The sequence below is a fragment of the Shewanella sp. 10N.261.52.F9 genome, from assembly GCF_041471165.1.
Lineage (GTDB): Bacteria > Pseudomonadota > Gammaproteobacteria > Enterobacterales > Shewanellaceae > Shewanella > Shewanella marinintestina.
Genome location: NZ_JBFRNX010000024.1, coordinates 146,917 through 163,809 on the forward strand (window position 1 = coordinate 146,917; position 16,893 = coordinate 163,809).

Annotated in this window: 16 protein-coding genes and 1 riboswitch; of the genes, 9 read left to right on the forward strand and 7 right to left on the reverse strand. The window is 42.9% G+C overall.

The window, feature by feature from the left end; all coding sequences use genetic code 11:
* Positions 1 to 25: 25 nt before the first annotated feature.
* Entirely contained in the window at positions 26 to 508 is a 483-nt protein-coding gene (locus AB4298_RS16850; RefSeq protein WP_371987585.1) for a DTW domain-containing protein, read from the forward strand.
* A 122-nt stretch (positions 509 to 630) separates the two neighbouring features.
* Here AB4298_RS16850 and trhA read toward each other — a convergent pair whose 3' ends face one another.
* Positions 631 to 1,326: a PAQR family membrane homeostasis protein TrhA gene (gene trhA, locus AB4298_RS16855; protein ID WP_371987586.1), complete on the reverse strand. Its 696-nt coding sequence runs from the start codon at positions 1,324 to 1,326 to the stop codon at positions 631 to 633.
* Positions 1,327 to 1,571: 245 nt separating this feature from the next.
* Between trhA and AB4298_RS16860 the strand changes: the two genes are divergently transcribed.
* The 7 genes from AB4298_RS16860 (at position 1,572) to thiH (ending at position 9,642) form a co-directional block, all read left to right on the forward strand.
* Complete coding sequence (locus tag AB4298_RS16860) at positions 1,572 to 2,657, forward strand: hypothetical protein (RefSeq protein ID WP_371987587.1); 1,086 nt, start codon at positions 1,572 to 1,574, stop codon at positions 2,655 to 2,657.
* Positions 2,658 to 2,826: 169 nt separating this feature from the next.
* Positions 2,827 to 2,925, forward strand: a riboswitch (TPP riboswitch).
* 146 nt (positions 2,926 to 3,071) lie between these two features.
* Positions 3,072 to 5,075, forward strand: coding sequence for a phosphomethylpyrimidine synthase ThiC (gene thiC, locus AB4298_RS16865; RefSeq protein ID WP_371987588.1), 2,004 nt, complete (start codon positions 3,072 to 3,074; stop codon positions 5,073 to 5,075).
* 2 nt (positions 5,076 to 5,077) lie between these two features.
* Entirely contained in the window at positions 5,078 to 6,658 is a 1,581-nt protein-coding gene (thiE, locus tag AB4298_RS16870; RefSeq protein WP_371987589.1) for a thiamine phosphate synthase, read from the forward strand.
* Positions 6,659 to 6,660: 2 nt separating this feature from the next.
* Positions 6,661 to 7,482: a HesA/MoeB/ThiF family protein gene (locus tag AB4298_RS16875; protein WP_371987590.1), complete on the forward strand. Its 822-nt coding sequence runs from the start codon at positions 6,661 to 6,663 to the stop codon at positions 7,480 to 7,482.
* The gene (thiS, locus tag AB4298_RS16880; RefSeq protein WP_248997331.1) at positions 7,475 to 7,708 is read left to right on the forward strand and encodes a sulfur carrier protein ThiS; all 234 of its coding nucleotides are present in this window, start codon (positions 7,475 to 7,477) and stop codon (positions 7,706 to 7,708) included. Before AB4298_RS16875 ends, thiS begins: the two co-directional genes overlap by 8 nt.
* Position 7,709: 1 nt before the next feature.
* A complete protein-coding gene (locus tag AB4298_RS16885; protein WP_248997330.1) occupies positions 7,710 to 8,474 on the forward strand; it encodes a thiazole synthase in 765 nt (254 codons plus the stop codon).
* Positions 8,467 to 9,642, forward strand: coding sequence for a 2-iminoacetate synthase ThiH (gene thiH, locus AB4298_RS16890; RefSeq protein WP_371987593.1), 1,176 nt, complete (start codon positions 8,467 to 8,469; stop codon positions 9,640 to 9,642). Before AB4298_RS16885 ends, thiH begins: the two co-directional genes overlap by 8 nt.
* Positions 9,643 to 9,811: 169 nt before the next feature.
* Here thiH and AB4298_RS16895 read toward each other — a convergent pair whose 3' ends face one another.
* Positions 9,812 to 10,180 (reverse strand): response regulator, encoded by a 369-nt coding sequence (locus AB4298_RS16895; RefSeq protein WP_371987594.1) that lies wholly within the window; start codon positions 10,178 to 10,180, stop codon positions 9,812 to 9,814.
* A 217-nt stretch (positions 10,181 to 10,397) separates the two neighbouring features.
* Here AB4298_RS16895 and AB4298_RS16900 point away from each other — a divergent pair, with 217 nt between their 5' ends.
* On the forward strand, positions 10,398 to 10,649 hold the full coding sequence (locus tag AB4298_RS16900; protein ID WP_371987596.1) for a chemotaxis protein: 252 nt from the start codon (positions 10,398 to 10,400) through the stop codon (positions 10,647 to 10,649).
* A gap of 68 nt (positions 10,650 to 10,717) precedes the next feature.
* Here the strand turns inward: AB4298_RS16900 and AB4298_RS16905 are convergent, their stop codons facing one another.
* From AB4298_RS16905 to AB4298_RS16925, 5 genes are all read right to left on the reverse strand, one after another.
* Positions 10,718 to 11,617, reverse strand: coding sequence for a LysR family transcriptional regulator (locus tag AB4298_RS16905; RefSeq protein ID WP_371987598.1), 900 nt, complete (start codon positions 11,615 to 11,617; stop codon positions 10,718 to 10,720).
* A 70-nt stretch (positions 11,618 to 11,687) separates the two neighbouring features.
* Complete coding sequence (locus tag AB4298_RS16910; protein ID WP_371987600.1) at positions 11,688 to 12,773, reverse strand: DUF3541 domain-containing protein; 1,086 nt, start codon at positions 12,771 to 12,773, stop codon at positions 11,688 to 11,690.
* Positions 12,718 to 14,460: a peptidase M3 gene (locus AB4298_RS16915; protein WP_371987602.1), complete on the reverse strand. Its 1,743-nt coding sequence runs from the start codon at positions 14,458 to 14,460 to the stop codon at positions 12,718 to 12,720. The genes AB4298_RS16910 and AB4298_RS16915 overlap by 56 nt, the downstream gene beginning before the upstream one ends.
* On the reverse strand, positions 14,429 to 15,379 hold the full coding sequence (locus tag AB4298_RS16920) for an alpha-L-glutamate ligase-like protein (protein WP_248997323.1): 951 nt from the start codon (positions 15,377 to 15,379) through the stop codon (positions 14,429 to 14,431). Before AB4298_RS16920 ends, AB4298_RS16915 begins: the two co-directional genes overlap by 32 nt.
* Positions 15,379 to 16,887: a UUP1 family membrane protein gene (locus AB4298_RS16925; protein WP_248997322.1), complete on the reverse strand. Its 1,509-nt coding sequence runs from the start codon at positions 16,885 to 16,887 to the stop codon at positions 15,379 to 15,381. The genes AB4298_RS16920 and AB4298_RS16925 overlap by 1 nt, the downstream gene beginning before the upstream one ends.
* Positions 16,888 to 16,893 lie beyond the last annotated feature (6 nt).

A 16,893-nucleotide genomic window follows, 5' to 3' on the forward strand; every position in this document is an offset into this window, starting at 1 on the left:
TATTACAGATTAAAGAGCCACTGCTGTGCACGTTATACTTTTAACCCATGAACGCGAAGCCACTCGTCCAACTAATACAGGTAATATTGCCCTTAAATTTGCAGGCGAGCATTGTGAGCGAATTATTTGGTCACGTGTTAATCCGGCCCCGGCATTATTAGATAAATTAGCTCTGCCCGGTACCGCTCTTTTATTCCCTAATGATGCTACCAATGGGCAAGAAGCTATAGGTGGGCAAGCAAAAGAAGTCAAAGCGCTTCCAGAGACTTTGATAATCTTAGATGCTACATGGCAAGAAGCACGTAAAATGTTACGCCAGAGCCCATACTTGAAAACAGCACGAACTTATTCATTAACTGAAACCGCTACATCAGAGTTTACTTTGCGCCGTAACCAAATCGAAGGGGGGTTATGTACGCTAGAGTGCATTATCGAATTGTTTAAGAAAGCGAACATGGATGTACCTGCGCAATGTTTACAAGCTGAATTTCAACAGTTCTGCGAGTAATTCATCACAAGCTCATTGTCATTATTGATTATCAATGAATAAGGCGCCGTTAGCGCCTTATGATTAAAGATGAAACTTTATGAGTAACGAAGATATTTAGGTTTGCTCGTCATTTATAGATATTAAATCACTGTCAGATAAATACATAAGAAATGACAAACAGCCCCAGCTAACACAAACAAATGCCAAATAGCATGATTAAAGGGGATCTTCTTAGCCACGTAAAATATCACGCCTAAGCTATAAAATAACCCACCACTTATGAGTAAGTTAAAGCCAAGATCTGACATATTGGCAATTAAATCTTGCATCACAGTCACACAAAGCCAGCCCATAACAAGGTACAGAATTAAGCTAAACGCTTTAAAGCGACCAATAAACAGGGTTTTAAATAATACTCCACCGATAGCGAGTGACCAGATAGCAATTAGCACCCAATCTGCATCACTACTTGTGAGCGTGATAAGCATTAAAGGCGTATAAGTGCCTGCAATCAAAAGGTAAATAGCACAGTGATCGGCAATTTTTAATTTATGCTTTAAAAGTGGTGATGTGGCGCTGTGATACAAGGTTGAGCATAGAAATAACAGAATGAAACTTGCGCAGTAAATAACAACTCCACTTAATTGCACAAAGCTTAAGTGGTCATAGCCCTTTAGCAAGCAAAGGATAAGCCCAACAATACCTATAATGACACCGAGGCCATGACTAATACTGTTAGCAAGTTCTTCTTTGGCGCAGTAATTTGCCACAGTAATTTGCTTCTCTATTGTTGGAGATGTTTGATTGTCTGAAACTGTCGCTTGTTCTACTGCCATCGTATAAAAGACTTCTGGTTTGACCACAATTAGGCCCAGTGTAACAGTTTTGAATTGAAAAGCCACAGGTTTAGCTAACACGTGTACGCTTAAATTGGTTGGTGTTAATGCTGTTATTATTGGAGACTTTTAGTCATTTTGTGTTGGCTTTAGTCGGTAGAATCAATGTTGAACTAATTTCATTAAGCTTGCTCTAAATTACAGCTGAATAGGGATAATAGTTCAAATAGGATCAAGTTAACTGCATGAAGCAAATAACCGTCAAAAAGGATTTCAATGCTAAGGTTGAGGCTAACGTCGATGACAAAAGACATTTTACGGCATACTCAGCGACTGATACTTGCTTAGATGATAGGTTGATAACGGTATTTTATGGCGCTGAAGGTGTTCTAGAACCCAGCGCTTATTTTATTCAGCCTCTAAACATCGATAGACAGACTGAGGATAGCCGCCACGGTCGTTCCTCAGGTAACAATAGCGTTATATTACAAAACCCTGTTACACCAATAGTGCGAGATAATACCGCAACCAATGTGTTATCTAAATCGTATTTAGCAAGATCTCGATTATCACCATTTTCAGTGCTGATTATTAGCGTGCTTTTAGTGCATGTTGCTGTCATTGTAGCGGTCAATTACTTTTGGGTTAGACCTACTGTAAGCGTTAATAAACTGGCCGAGACTACAATCCAATCTTACTTATACCAAGCGCCAAAAGCTGATCCTTTGTTAGAGGGCCGCATAGAGAGCCTATTTGAGAGTAAGCCAAGTGCAACAACGCCATTAAAGGATAAGCTAGCTGTTAATAATCAGGATACGGCAAGGATTAAGCGCACAGAAGTTCAAGAGCCTAGTAAACAAATTAAGTCTGCGCCCAAAACTGACTTATCACAGGCAATTGATGATAAAGCTAAAGTGGCAACTGCATTATCTGCCCCGAGTGCTGATACATCCAAAAACACCTCAGCAAAGCGCTTTACCCAATCTTATCTTGCAAAACAGCGGGCGAATAAACTTGATGAACTGGTCGTAAGTAGCGCGGCTAACTATAGCCAAAAACGCTCGCTTAGTGAGATGGATGGCGAAATGCAGGAACTCGTTTTTCCGGAGATAGATAAGTACAGTAAGGTGGTCACCACCGATCATGTACTGGATCCTAATCGCATCATTAGAAAAGGCGATACTTGCTATCGCATCGTTAAAATTGGCGACCAAATTAACCCTTATGCCGAGACTATCGGTTACCCTTTCAATTGTGGTGGCGACAAGGTTAAAAAAGCAATTAATGAGGCCATCGCTGCTCGACTAGAAAAGCGTATGCTGGGGAAATAATAAAAAATTTGTTTGATAAAAACTCAAGTTGATGACCGTTTACTATAAAGTAGCGATTCAAAGTCCTTGAATATCATCAGCTTGAGCTTTGATGGCTAAGTCTTTAACTTCTGGTCTAATAACTTTTTAAGCCCTTGTATCTCACCTGCGGATAGGTCTATACTGCCAGCTCATCTTGTCGGAGTGCCATATGGCTGAGACCGTTAATTCGGGATCCGTTGAACCTGATCAGGCTAGAACCTGCGAAGGAAACAAGCGAAATAACTGCATAAACTGACTTTTAAATAAGCGCCAAAGCAGCATTTCGGTGGTTACGTGTAACTAGAATTTACCCCTAGTTATATGTTCAACTTTTCAGATTCTCATTTTCTCCTGGCAAGCAACTTCATTTCTTTTTTTAAAGTGAGTTTGCTAATGTCAAATCGTCGCGAAACCCGAGCTCAAGCTCAACAATTTATTGATAATCTAAAACCACTACAACACCCAAATTCTGAGAAAATCTACCTTGAAGGTAGCCGTGCTGACCTTAAAGTGGGTATGCGCCAAATTCATCAAGCCGATACGCTTATTGGTGGTGACGAAACCAATCCTGTATTTGAAGCCAACCCGCCGTTAAAGGTGTATGACTGCGCGGGTGCCTACTCAGATCCTGATACACTGATTGATGTGCGTAAAGGTCTTGAGAAGTTCCGTGAAAACTGGATTGAAGAGCGCAGTGATACTGAGCAGTTACAAGGTGCAAGTTCGGGCTTTACTCAGCAGCGCCTTGCTGATGATGGCCTAGACCATCTGCGTTTCGAGTCTTTATTACCGCCGCGCCGCGCGAAAGAAGGTAAACGTGTTACCCAATTGCACTATGCTCGCCAAGGCATTATTACCCCTGAGATGGAGTACATTGCCATACGTGAAAATATGGCAAAGTCTGAGGTAACAGACCCAATTCTGACCCAAAAAGACAAAGGCGAGAGTTTTGGTGCTGCGATTGGTGAACCAATTACCCCTGAGTTTGTTAGGCAAGAAATTGCTCGCGGCCGCGCAATTATCCCACTAAACATTAACCATCCAGAAGCAGAGCCGATGATTATTGGCCGTAACTTTTTAGTTAAGGTTAACGCCAATATAGGTAACTCAGCGGTAACCTCATCGATTGAAGAAGAAGTTGAAAAGCTAGTTTGGTCGACCCGTTGGGGCGCCGATACGGTAATGGACTTATCTACCGGTCGTTATATTCACGAGACCCGCGAATGGATTATTCGTAACTCTCCGGTACCTATTGGTACCGTTCCTATCTATCAAGCACTAGAGAAAGTGAATGGTGTTGCTGAAGATCTTAACTGGGAAACATTCCGCGATACCTTAATTGAACAAGCAGAGCAGGGCGTGGATTACTTTACGATTCATGCCGGCGTATTACTGCGCTATGTGTCGATGACGGCTAAACGCTTAACCGGTATTGTTTCTCGCGGTGGCTCTATCATGGCTAAGTGGTGTTTGTCGCACCATAAAGAAAATTTCCTTTATGAACACTTTAGAGAAATTTGTGAAATCTGTGCCGCCTATGATGTGTCGCTGTCATTAGGCGATGGTATGCGTCCCGGCTCAATTGCCGATGCCAATGATGAAGCGCAATTCTCTGAGCTAGAAACCTTAGGTGAGCTGGTGAAAATTGCTTGGGAGTATGACGTGCAGACCATTATTGAAGGTCCGGGCCATATTCCAATGAATCTGATTAAAGAGAACATGGATAAGCAGCTAGAGGTGTGTGATGAAGCACCATTCTATACTTTAGGCCCACAAACGACCGATATTGCGCCGGGTTACGATCATTTTACCTCAGGTATTGGCGCTGCAATGATTGCTTGGTATGGCTGCGCGATGCTTTGTTATGTCACGCCTAAAGAGCATTTAGGTTTGCCAAACAAGGAAGATGTTAAGCAAGGTCTAATTGCCTACAAAATTGCTGCTCATGCTGGAGATGTGGCGAAAGGGCATCCGAGCGCGCAAATTCGTGACAATGCCTTATCAAAAGCGCGTTTTGAGTTTCGTTGGGAAGACCAATATAACCTAGGTTTAGACCCTGAAACCGCCCGTGCTTATCACGATGAATCACTGCCACAAGAATCAGCTAAAGTTGCTCATTTTTGCTCTATGTGTGGCCCAAAATTCTGCTCAATGAAAATTACCCAAGAAGTGCGTGATTACGCTGCGGCGCAAGAGCGTGAAGCTGGGGCTAAAACCATTGATATTAAATCTGCCGCGGAATATGAGTCTTATAGCGGTAGCGATGCTGAGGCGGCAAAATTGGCTGTTGAACGAGCGCAAGGTATGGCACAAATGTCGGCCGAGTTTAAGGCGAAAGGCGCAGAGCTTTACCATGAAGCAAGTAATAAACAGCCTGATGTAGCACTAGAGGACTAATCATGGCAAACCCAGATGCGTTATCTGTGAATCGTCCTATTGTATGGACTATAGCGGGCTCAGATAGTGGCGGTGGTGCGGGTATTCAAGCTGATCTGGCAACCATGTCAGATCTTGAGGCCCACGCTTGCAGTGTGATCACCGCAGTAACCGCGCAAAGCTCGGTTACTGTGGCGTTGGTTGAGTCTGTATCAAGCAAAATGTTGCAGTCTCAGCTTGATACTTTAGCGAGTGATTTACCGCCAGCGGCGATAAAAATAGGCTTGCTGGCCGATCAGGCTCAAATAGAGCTGCTAGCTAAATGGTTAACAGAGCAGCAAGCTTGTTGGTTGCAATCAGGCAAAAACGTGCCTGTGATTCTCGATCCTGTGATGGTGGCTACTTGCGGTGATGCCCTAGCAAATGGTGGCGGCTTAGACTTTACGCCGTTTAAAGGGTTATTAACCTTAATCACGCCGAATGTGAGTGAATTGGCTGTGCTTGCAGCCACTGAGCTTACAAGTGTTGATGCATGTATTGCTGCTGCCCAAAAGCTATCTGAAACCTTAAATACTTCAGTGTTAGCAAAAGGCGGTGATAACGGGCCTGCTTGGTGTCAGCAGCAAGCTAACGATTTACTGGTATGCACCGATGTTGATGGGATCTCTGATAAGCACCAGTGGCAGAGCTTTTGGCTATCGAGTAATCGAATTGATACAAATAATAATCATGGTACAGGCTGCACATTATCGTCTGCTATCGCAGCGGTAATGGCTCATGGCTTTGTGCTTAATGATGCGGTGGTTGTGGCTAAGGCTTATGTAAATTCGGGGCTTAAGGCCAGCTATCAGATAGGTCAAGGCCCCGGCTGCTTGGCAAGAACGGCTTGGCCGAAGGAGTTAGTTGATTTTCCATACATCAAGCTTGTGACGACCAACGAAATAGAGCCTATGCCGCTTAAAACTTATAGGCATGAGCAAGCCAGTTTCAAGCAGATTGAAGAGTCCTTGGGGCTTTACCCTGTGGTTGCAGATGTTGAAATGCTCGAAACCTTACTTAAAGCGGGTGCTAAAACAATCCAGTTAAGGGTAAAAGATCCTACTGATGTAACGCTTGAGCGCAGCATTATTCAGGCTATTTCACTTGGCCGTGATTACAAGGCGCGAGTATTTATCAATGATCATTGGCAATTGGCGATTAAACATCAAGCTTATGGGGTGCATTTAGGACAAGAAGACCTTATTGCTAGCAACCTAGAACAGTTGCGCGCTGCCAAGCTGGCGCTTGGGCTTTCTAGCCATAGCTATTTTGAAATATTGCTGGCTAAACAACATAAGCCTTCTTATATCGCGTTCGGTCATATTTTTCCGACAACAACTAAGGTTATGCCTTCAAAGCCACAGGGACTGAATAAATTAGCCCGCTATGTGTCGTTAATGAAAGGGGATCTACCGATAGTCGCGATAGGCGGTATTGATGCTGCACGTGTCAATAGCGTTAAAGCAACAGGCGTGGATGACGTTGCCGTGGTGCGTGCCGTCACTGAGGCTGATGATCCCGCTGCCGCTTTTACTGCGTTGCAGCAAACCTGGTGGGAGTTGTAGAGATGCCACTAACTGATAAAGAGTTTATCCGTTACTCACGGCAAATCTTATTGCCTGAAGTTGGTGAGGCGGGTCAGCAAACCTTTGCTGATGCAAAGGTCGTCATTATTGGCATTGGCGGCCTAGGTCATCTCGTAGCGCAATACCTTGCGGCTGCAGGTATTGGTCATCTAACACTAGTGGACGGTGATACGGTGGAAGTGTCCAATTTACCACGCCAGCTGTTGTTTGATGATAGTGACTTAGGTCTATATAAAGCCTTAGTGGCTAAAACAAAACTCCGCCGAGCTTATGAGCAAACGGGCGTTTCCGCTGTAACTGAACATTTAAACCATAACAATGCTGAGTCAGTGCTAAATAGTGCTGAGATTGATTTGTTGCTCGATTGCAGTGATAACTTCGCGACTAGGCATTTTATTAATCAGTTAGCGATTAAGCAGCAAATTGGTCTAGTGTCAGCATCTGCTGCCCACTTCCAAGGACAATTACTCAGTATTGATCAACATGTAAGTCCACAATCAGGCTGTTATCACTGTTTGTTTCCAGCTGACATGCGAGTTAATCAGAGCTGTCAAACAGTGGGGGTATTGGGGCCTATGGTCGGTACTTTGGCATCGATGCAGGCCTTGATGGCTTTACAATTGATAATGGGTAATAAAGCACTGATCGGTAAACTGTATCGTTTTGATGGTAATCAGTTTAGCTGGCGAGAAGCCCGTTTGCTGCGTAACCCAGAATGCATGATCTGCGGCAATGAATATACTTCCGCTGCGGCCAAGTCAGCTTGTAAAAAATTTCCGTTTACGGAGAACCAATATGAATAAAGCTACAGACAGCATTGATATCAGTATTAATGATGAAACCAAACAGGTTGCGATTAACTCAACAGTACAAAGTGTAATTGAAATCTATGCCGAATTAGCAGGCGCCGATGTAAACGCTATTGCTGTGGCGATCAACAGTGAAATTGTACCTCGCGTGCGCTGGCAGTCGGAGTGTTGTTTAGCCGGTGACAAGTTTGAAATTTTTTCTGTAGTAGCAGGAGGTTAATATGTTAACAATTGCTGATCATCAATTTGAATCGAGACTATTCACGGGAACGGGTAAATTTGCTCAACCGGAAACCATGTTAGCTGCGATTAAAGCATCACAATCACAGCTTGTTACCTTGGCTGTAAAGCGATTAGACCTTAGTACTGGCAGTGACAACATTTTACAGCCATTGCTCGATAGCGGCGTAAAGTTATTACCTAATACGGCTGGTGCGAGAAATGTCAAAGAAGCCATATTTGCCGCGCATTTAGCACGTGAAATGTTAGGCACAAACTGGGTGAAACTTGAAATTCACCCTGACCCTAAATATCTGATGCCTGATCCTATTGAAACTTTAGAAGCAGCGCGAATTTTATGTGAGCAAGGCTATGTGGTGTTGCCTTACGTACATGCCGATCCTGTGTTGTGTCGCCGCCTTGAAGAAGTCGGCTGCGCAGCGGTGATGCCATTAGGTAGTCCAATTGGCTCTAATCAGGGCTTGGCAACTGAAACCTTTTTAAAAATCATTATCGAGCAGGCTAATGTGCCTGTGATTGTTGATGCGGGTATTGGCGCTCCTTCACAAGCAACTCACGCTATGGAGCTTGGCGCTGATGCTGTACTGGTCAATACTGCAATCGCCAGTAGTTCTGATCCGGTTGCGATGGGGCACTGTTTTGCACAAGCCGTAAATACCGGGCGTCAGGCTTATATTGCGGGTTTAGGTGCAGTGAGTCATCAAGCACATAACACCAGTCCGTTAACAGGCTTTTTAAATGAATAGCATCGGTTCAACAACACTAAACTCCCAGAGCAAGGATACTGCTTCGAAGTATCCAGTGCCTACGAGTTTTGTCGATGTGTTTAAGCAGCTTTCTAGAAGCGAGCTTAAATTAAGGCTTTATTCGACGACGGCTAAAGACGTAGAGCAGGCGCTACAACGTCCATCGGGCAACTTAGATAGCTTATTAGCACTATTGTCTCCTGCAGCAGAGCCATACTTAGAACAGATGGCGCAGCAGTCTGTCACTCTAACTCGGCAACGCTTTGGCGCGAGTATCGGTATGTATATTCCGCTCTATTTATCTAACCTATGCGCTAATGAATGTGATTATTGCGGCTTTACCATGAGCAATAAAATAAAGCGTAAGACTTTGACTGAGAATGAGATCCATAACGAGATCCGGCCAATAAAAGCTATGGGTTATGACTCCATATTATTAGTCTCTGGCGAGCATGAAACTAAAGTGGGAGTGCCTTATTTTAAGCAAATGTTGCCTTTAATCAGGCAGCACTTTAGTCATGTAGCAATGGAAGTACAGCCGCTAGAAGAGCAAGATTATAAAGAGCTTATAGATGAAGGGCTTGATGCGGTGATGCTATATCAAGAAACCTATAATCCAGTAACTTATGGCGAGCATCATACTCGTGGCAAGAAGAGTGACTTCGCTTATCGGCTTGAGTCGCCTGATAGAGTTGCTCGTGCCGGTGTTGATAAAATTGGTTTAGGGGTGTTACTCGGATTAGATGATTGGCGCCTAGACGCGCTATTAATGGGGCATCATTTAGATTACCTTGAGAAAACCTATTGGCGTAGTCGCTATAGTATCTCTTTGCCAAGGCTTAGGCCTTGTACTGGTGGCGTTGCCCCCAAAGTTGAGCTTACCGATAAGGGATTAGTGCAGATGATCTGCGCCTTTAGATTGTTTAATCAACAGCTTGAAATTAGCTTATCAACCCGTGAAACCCCTGAGCTCAGAAACAACTTGTTTGCACTGGGTGTTACCAATGTGAGTGCTGGGAGCTCAACCCAACCCGGTGGCTATGTCGAACCTAATACAGAGCTAGATCAGTTTGAGATAAGTGATGAGCGCTCGCCTACATTGGTCGCAAAAGCCATGCTTGAGCGGGGATTAAATCCAGTGTGGAAAGATTGGGAAACGGGTTGGTAAATAATGACTGTTTAGATTGTGAACGATAACATTATTGCTTGATTTATCACTAGCTAAAGCATGAGACTTCTTGTGATGAACATTTTTAGCTAAGTGGTATACATTAATTGATGTATACCAAGCAGCCTAGTGCATTACACAGCGAGTGATGCAGTGTAATGAATAATAGTTACTGCGGCAAATGCTCTTTTAATTTAGCGTAAACTTCTGTTGGAATTATTGGTTTAGAAATATAGCCGTTTGCACCAAGGCGTAATGCGAGGTTTTCATCGGATTCTTCAGTTAGCGTACTAACAATAATCACAGGGATCATTTGGGTTAAGGGATCGTCTTTTAAATCCTTTAATACTTGGTAGCCATTTTTACCAGGCATCATTATGTCTAGAAAAATAAAGTCCGGACATTGAACACCTGAAATATCAATTACATCAAAACCGGAGTTAACGGTTGTGACTTGGTAATCGTCGCCTAATATTGATAATAATAGGCTTGAGCAAAAAGGATCATCATCTACAACCAGTATTCTAGCTTTATTCATTTAGACTTCCTCAGAGCAGACCGTTATCTTTTATTTTTTATTCGAAAAGGCTATCATTTTATCAATACAAAGGCTATCTCATTGGAACTTGATACCTTGTGATATGTTTTTAGTTAACTGTAGATGATTTAACGATACTTGCGAGCTTTTCTTACTGTACATCCAAACCTAATTGTACGATAATTGAACCACTTAGACATAGATAAAGGGGGATGATATGCAAATTCCACCAAGTATTATTTCTGGGCAAAATGGCTTTCAGGCGGCACAAACCGATTTAACTCAAGCTACAATAGATGTCGCTGGTGCGAGTCAGTCTGTAGCGGGTACCACTACAGCTAATACCGTCTCAAATACGACGGGGGCTTTGATTGATGCAGCTCAAGCAGTTAACCACGCTCAAGCTAACGCTGAAGTCATCCAAACATCATCGGATATGATTGGCAGCATAATAAATATCAAAGTATAAACTTACCTGTGTATGCTAACAAACAGTATAAAAAAGCACTCTTGTAGAGTGCTTTTTTATGGAAAAATTTAAGTTGTTTTAGCTTGATGATGTTGCAATATTAATGCTTCAAGTAGCTCATTTGCCGGCCCTTGCTTATCTCTATTGGGAATAACTAAGCTTAGCGTAGCTTTACGTTTACTTGAGCCTTTAAGATGGAGTTGACTGAGTGATTTATTATCAATTTCAACCTGGACCAAATGTTGAGGTACCCAACAAAAACCCATCCCCTTTTTTAAAATGGCAATAGCCTCATGAAAGTTGCTTACCGTCCAACGTTGCTCTGCTTTTAACCAGCCAAGATCAGTGTTGGGGCTTAAGGCTGTATCTTTAATCACGATTTGAAGCTGCTGCGCCAAGGTTTGATCATCTTCAATGTGGCTCAGTTGCGCGAGAGGGTGCTCAGGGTGGCAAACCAGTATAAAGTCGATATCTAACAGAGGTTCAGCAATATGGCCTTTAGGTGGCGGACCACCGCATATTGCTAAATCAACGCTTTGGTTATTGATTAATTCAGAGGTACCTGTTATCACAGTATCAATAATAGTGACACGTGTGCCGCGGCTTTGCGGTAAAAACTCGCTTAACGCATCGACAAGGTGATCCATAGGGTAAATGATTTCTCGAGCGATAGTTAATTGTGGTTCCCAACCCTTTTCTAAGTTGCTCGCCAACATCTCTAACTCGTTTACAGACTGAGTGATATGTCGTGAACGGCGCAGTAAAACTTCGCCACATTCAGTTAAATAAGCTTTCCGCCCTTTAACCTCAAGTAATTGTACGCCAAGTTGAAACTGCAGTTTTGCCACAGCGTGGTTAAGCGAAGATTGGCTTTTATTTAATTGTTCCGCTGCCTGAGAGTAGCCTCCATAATCGACTACCGCTTGTAATATTCGCCACTGCTCAAGTGTTGATTTGGCTCTATCCATATAAATTAACGGCTCTGAAGTTAGGTTGAGTCAATGCTAGAAAGGCTCATTGAGCCTTTCTGTAGAGGGATCACTTACTAATAGGAGTAACTTGTTTAGGCAGATATTTCTTAGTCGCTTTCAGTTCTGATAGGTAAGGGCCTTTATGTAACTTTTCAGGCCAATCAAGCAACATCATAGCCAATACATTGCGATGTTCACCGATCACTAAGTCAGGATTGCCACGAGGTGAGGGAATGATTTGCTCTTTGGTATTAAACGCATTAATGATATGTTTTTGAGTTTTTTTAACCACTGGGTGGTTAGGTTTCCCTGCGAGTAAGAAACTAATTCCCACTTCGGCAATAATGTCGTCTGTAGCATCTTTCAAAATACGATCAATATTGCGATCAAAATGGTCTAAAATCCAGGCGAACTCTTTAGCATCAACATTGTGCTGGTAATATTCACTGGCTGCAAAAATAAAGTGGGTCATACCGTATAGCTTATTGCGGTATTGCTTTTTATTTAACTCGCTATCTTCATTGTCTGGGTAAACTTCAATAAATGCTTTTTTATAATCGGCTAAATAGTCACCTACACCAATTTGTTTAGCCCAGTAAACGTAGTTAATTAACTGCGCTGCCCATGTCTCAATCATGGCTTTATCGGTCAAGCCTGTTTTTAAGTCGGCTTTTTTAAGCGCTGCAGTTAATTTATCATGACATGGACCAGTAAAGCCAAACTCATCAATTCGGCTTGAGTAACGTAGCAATACATCGGTATAGAAAATGAATTCAGGAAAAGGCTGGAGTGCTTTTTTACGCGCCTTAGCACGTGGGCCTTTGCCCAATACAGAGATAGCCTCTTCTGCTTGATCGATAATGAAGTTTGGTTTGTCTAGATTACACGCATAGAACGCCTGAGCTTCGGTTACAGCATAAAGATCGACTAGTGCAGCATTGGCGTATTTGTCGTCACCAGTCATGCGATATTGGCGTATGCCGTAATGACCTTGAACACGTGGAGGTAGTTCGAATAAATGTTCCTCCAGGTTATTCTTTATTCCTTGATAAACTTCAGATTTTGTAGACTCTGTGACAGCAAGGTCGGCGGCAAAACTATTGGCGCAAAAGAGTGCAGCGGCGAGAGTGCTGATCTTGATGATTGAAGGCATGTTGAGTCCTTTTTATGAGTGAGTCTGGGGTTATTGTTTCGTCTAACAACAGTTGTAACTGAGTGACCATGTCGTTAGCTGATTCATTAACGACTAAATAATCAAAAATATGTTTTTGATTTTGACAGTCTTTTGTTGATTGGTAAATATACTTGGCGACGGCTTTCTGCCAAACTTTTTGATAATACAACGGCCCTTGATACACAATGGCACTAAAAGTGTAGGGCGCATCATCGACGCTATCCCAACGAGCAGAAAAAGCTTGTTTAAAAGCACTATCTAAATCAAACCTGTTTTTATCCTCAGAAGACAAATAGCTATTTAGTGCAACCTTTGCTCTAAATATTTGTAGTTGAGTGGCATATCGCTGCAATACAGCTTCTCTACTATTATTTTTAGGTGTAGGGAGGAGCTCGCCTTTTAGCCACATTTGTAGCCAAAACTTGTCTATTTGATCGCTATCTTGGGTTTCTCCTAGCGTATTTTGTAAATAATAACGATGGCCGCTGGCTAGCTGGCTAATAATGCTTGCAACAGTATCGATCATTGCGCTTTGTTGTTGATAATTGGTGAGCTCATCTTTTAAAACCAACTCATATTGACCAAATTGTTGTCCTACCACAGCATGTCTTATTACTCTTGCTTGAGTTTTTTTGCCTTGACTGAGGTATAGGTCACCGAGCAAGCGGTGTTGATGATAAACCCGTAAGACGTTTTCGTTTACAGGTGTGATTGACACTGCTAGCGGCTCTAACACCTTAGCGATGTTATTTAACCATAACCGTGATGATGTAGGTTTAACGACTGTGGGTTTAGCGTTAGACAATACTTGCCCTAAACTCCAAGGGGTAGTGTTTATTGCTTGGGTTTGGCTTTGTAAAAACTTAGCTACAAGCTGTGGGTGAGATAACCATTGTTGCTGGAGTATTTCATGGCTGTGATCTTGATAACCATCTTGCTCTGCTTGCTGCTGGCGTAAGTTTTTTATTACCTCAAATGAGGTTTTGTTTTTTATCGATGCGCGAGCTTGGTAGGCTTGCCATACCGTCTTTCTGCATTGCTCGTTTGGCTGCTTAATTAAATAGCTTGCCAAGCTACCGTTAAAGTTTGTCTTAACTGAGTTAAGTTTTGCGTCAAGTTGGCAGCCAGTATTAGCAAAGCTAAGGCTTAATTGCTGACTCGTGACACCTTGTTTAAATGCAGCTTGAGCGGTATGTAATTGAGCTTTATCTAGCGGCGATTCACTATTAGTTGCAAGGCGGTTGATCCGCATTGCGAGTGCTTGAATATGTGGGTTATGACTTTCAGCGAGCTTAAAGCGAGTCGATTGAAACTGTGTCGATTTAAAAAATAATGCAAGCTCATCAGCTAAATACAGTTGGCACTGTAATACTAGCTCTCTATCAGAATAGGACAGTGGAAACTGTCGATAGTATTTAATTCTGTCATTGATATTAAAAAAACCGATTAATTGCCGTTCGAGTGCTGCTGCATGCTGCGCTGCACCTATTGTTATTGATGTTTGATTTTTTGCCGGAAATTGATAAGCAAGACATTGCTCGACTAAAAGTGGGATAGGAGACACGGCAGCAAAAGCTGCCGTGTCAAACCAACAAATACCAATTAACAGTGGGCTTAACAGCCATTTTATAATTCTAGCTGTTGGCACTGAAATGTATTTTTGCATATGCCACGCGTTCTTCGACCGTCATATTATGGTTGCCCATTTTTTCAACATGGCGAAGATTTGGCAAAATACCGCGACCGTTAGCAATTTGAATCGCAAGACCGGGACGGGCATTTAGCTCGAGCAAAAGTGGCCCTTTGTTTTTATCTAGCACCATATCGGTGCCTAGATAACCAAGTTCTGACATTTCATAGGCCATTGAAGCTGTATGCAACAAGGTATCCCATTGTGGGACGGCAATTGAAATAAGCTCTTTTTGGGTATCAGGGTGTAGGTCAATAGGCTGATCAAATTGCACAGCATGTAGGCCTTTACCCGTTGCGATATCAATACCAACGCCCACAGCACCCTGGTGTAAATTTGCCTTACCGTCTGACGCAGCAGTTGAAAGACGCAACATACCCATGATTGGAAAACCCTTGAAGATGATCAGACGTATGTCTGGTACACCTTCGTAGGAGTAGCCATCAAATACCGGGTCAAACTGAATCAATCCTTCTACAATCGCAACATCAGGTTTACCACCTAATGAAAATAGTCCGCTGAGTACGTTAGATACATGGCGGTCAACTTCAGAGGGCGTCACTTCTTGGCCATTTGGCTTGTAGTAACGACCGTTTTCAACCTTAGTGACAACTAAAATCCCTTTACCGCCAGAACCTTTAGACGGCTTGATAACAAAACCGTCAGTGTTATTGACCATTGCAGGAATATCCGCAATGCCATGTTGCTCTGATACGGTACCAATTAAGTCTGGCACAGCGATGTTATTTGCCAGTGCCAACTGTTTGGTCGTTAGCTTGTCATCCACACGTTTGTAAAACTTACGTGGGTTATATCGACCAATGTAATCGATATTACGCTTGTTCATACACAATACGCCATTACGACGTAGATCTGATGGCTTAGCTAGAAACATTATTTTTCTCCAGCTAGTGGCTTAAAGCGCTTAAGCTCAAGCAGACGGTATCCTGTGTATTGGCCCATTAGCAGCACTAAAGCCAAAATGACTAGGTGAATACCTAGGAAGTTAAACACCCAGTGCTGAACCCAAGTCGCGCTCATAGCTAAGTAAGCTAAAGTTGCTACGAATAGGCTACCGCCACCTTGTACGATAACTTCTTTTGGACCTTCTTCTTCCCAAAGGATAGACATTCTTTCAATGGTCCATGCCAAAATAATCATAGGGAAGAAAGTAATGGTTAAGCCTTCACTGAGACCAAACTTGTATGATAATAAGGTAAACAAGCCGATAATACCGATTACCACGATAATAACGGCGGAGATCCTGGATATGAGCAATAGGTTAAGCTCTGATAAATAAGAACGGATCATTAAACCGAACGCTACAATCAACAGGAAGCCAATTAAACCAGTAAATAGCGTTGTTTGAATAAAGGCGAGGGCAATCAACACTGGCATAAAAGTACCAGAGGTTTTGATGCCAATAAGTACACGCAGGAACACGACAACTAAAACACCGATAGGAATTAGCAAAATACCCTTGAATAAGCTTTGCTCTTCTAGCGGTAATTGATAAAGCGAGAAATCTAGCGCATTGTCATTTTTCATCACATCAATGGCAGTGGCTAACGCTGAGCGAGTATCTTGTAGCATAGAGAAATTAACTTGGGAGTTAACGCCGCCTATAACATCGAGTACAGAGGTGCCTGAACGGTCCCATAGCAATAGGTTTTCTGGACGACCTTGAGTGCCATCTTCGGCGTTAAATAAGTGCCACTCACCGTCGTTATATACTTCAACAAAACTTGACAGTTGTTGTCTACGACGTTGATCTTCTAGGTAAAGACCACTGACTTCTTTGGCTGGGATCCCTTTGCTATGTAGCATACGGATAAACAGCTTCGTCGGTGTGTTGCTTGTTAGTAGTAGCTCAATATTCTGGCTACGCTCATTAGCATTTAGTACTTTGTTTAGTTGCTGGGCAAAAGAAAGGTTAGTGGCACTGCGTGACCAAACTTCTTCGATTGCTTGCTCTGCAGCTGCTTGTTCTGTAGCTGGCCAAGCATAAACTGCAGGGGCTTGTGGCTCAGCAGTTTCTATAAGTTTGTCCTGTCCAGTTGGGATTAGCGTCACTTTATAGTAAAGATCTTGCGTCCCTGTTGCGGTGCGAATCGACCAAATTGCGCGGCGGTCAATAGCATTATTAGTAATGGTTAATCCGTAGCCAGGTGACGTGGCATTTTCGACCAAAATCTCGTATGCAGGATCTTCTGGGAGTGAGAAAGATACTTCAGCAGGCTCGCCAGTACCACGAAAGCTCACTTTGGCATCAACAGCCCAACTTTGTACTTGTTTACCTGGTACGAAAGGTACGCTGTGCTCAATACCGCGATACACGCTGGCTGCGATCCCGGTGATAAACAGCAAGGCAACTAAGATGTAAAAGGGTTTTCTAGAATGCATTTGCAA

What these genes read in the sequence shown, in the direction of transcription:
- trhA (WP_371987586.1), bottom strand. Translation starts at nt 1,326, where the DNA reads ATGGCAGTAGAACAAGCGACAGTTTCAGACAATCAAACATCTCCAACA.
- AB4298_RS16860 (WP_371987587.1), top strand. Translation starts at nt 1,572, where the DNA reads ATGAAGCAAATAACCGTCAAAAAGGATTTCAATGCTAAGGTTGAGGCT.
- thiC (WP_371987588.1), top strand. Translation starts at nt 3,072, where the DNA reads ATGTCAAATCGTCGCGAAACCCGAGCTCAAGCTCAACAATTTATTGAT.
- thiE (WP_371987589.1), top strand. Translation starts at nt 5,078, where the DNA reads ATGGCAAACCCAGATGCGTTATCTGTGAATCGTCCTATTGTATGGACT.
- AB4298_RS16875 (WP_371987590.1), top strand. Translation starts at nt 6,661, where the DNA reads ATGCCACTAACTGATAAAGAGTTTATCCGTTACTCACGGCAAATCTTA.
- thiS (WP_248997331.1), top strand. Translation starts at nt 7,475, where the DNA reads ATGAATAAAGCTACAGACAGCATTGATATCAGTATTAATGATGAAACC.
- AB4298_RS16885 (WP_248997330.1), top strand. Translation starts at nt 7,710, where the DNA reads ATGTTAACAATTGCTGATCATCAATTTGAATCGAGACTATTCACGGGA.
- thiH (WP_371987593.1), top strand. Translation starts at nt 8,467, where the DNA reads ATGAATAGCATCGGTTCAACAACACTAAACTCCCAGAGCAAGGATACT.
- AB4298_RS16895 (WP_371987594.1), bottom strand. Translation starts at nt 10,180, where the DNA reads ATGAATAAAGCTAGAATACTGGTTGTAGATGATGATCCTTTTTGCTCA.
- AB4298_RS16900 (WP_371987596.1), top strand. Translation starts at nt 10,398, where the DNA reads ATGCAAATTCCACCAAGTATTATTTCTGGGCAAAATGGCTTTCAGGCG.
- AB4298_RS16905 (WP_371987598.1), bottom strand. Translation starts at nt 11,617, where the DNA reads ATGGATAGAGCCAAATCAACACTTGAGCAGTGGCGAATATTACAAGCG.
- AB4298_RS16910 (WP_371987600.1), bottom strand. Translation starts at nt 12,773, where the DNA reads ATGCCTTCAATCATCAAGATCAGCACTCTCGCCGCTGCACTCTTTTGC.
- AB4298_RS16915 (WP_371987602.1), bottom strand. Translation starts at nt 14,460, where the DNA reads ATGCAAAAATACATTTCAGTGCCAACAGCTAGAATTATAAAATGGCTG.
- AB4298_RS16920 (WP_248997323.1), bottom strand. Translation starts at nt 15,379, where the DNA reads ATGTTTCTAGCTAAGCCATCAGATCTACGTCGTAATGGCGTATTGTGT.
- AB4298_RS16925 (WP_248997322.1), bottom strand. Translation starts at nt 16,887, where the DNA reads ATGCATTCTAGAAAACCCTTTTACATCTTAGTTGCCTTGCTGTTTATC.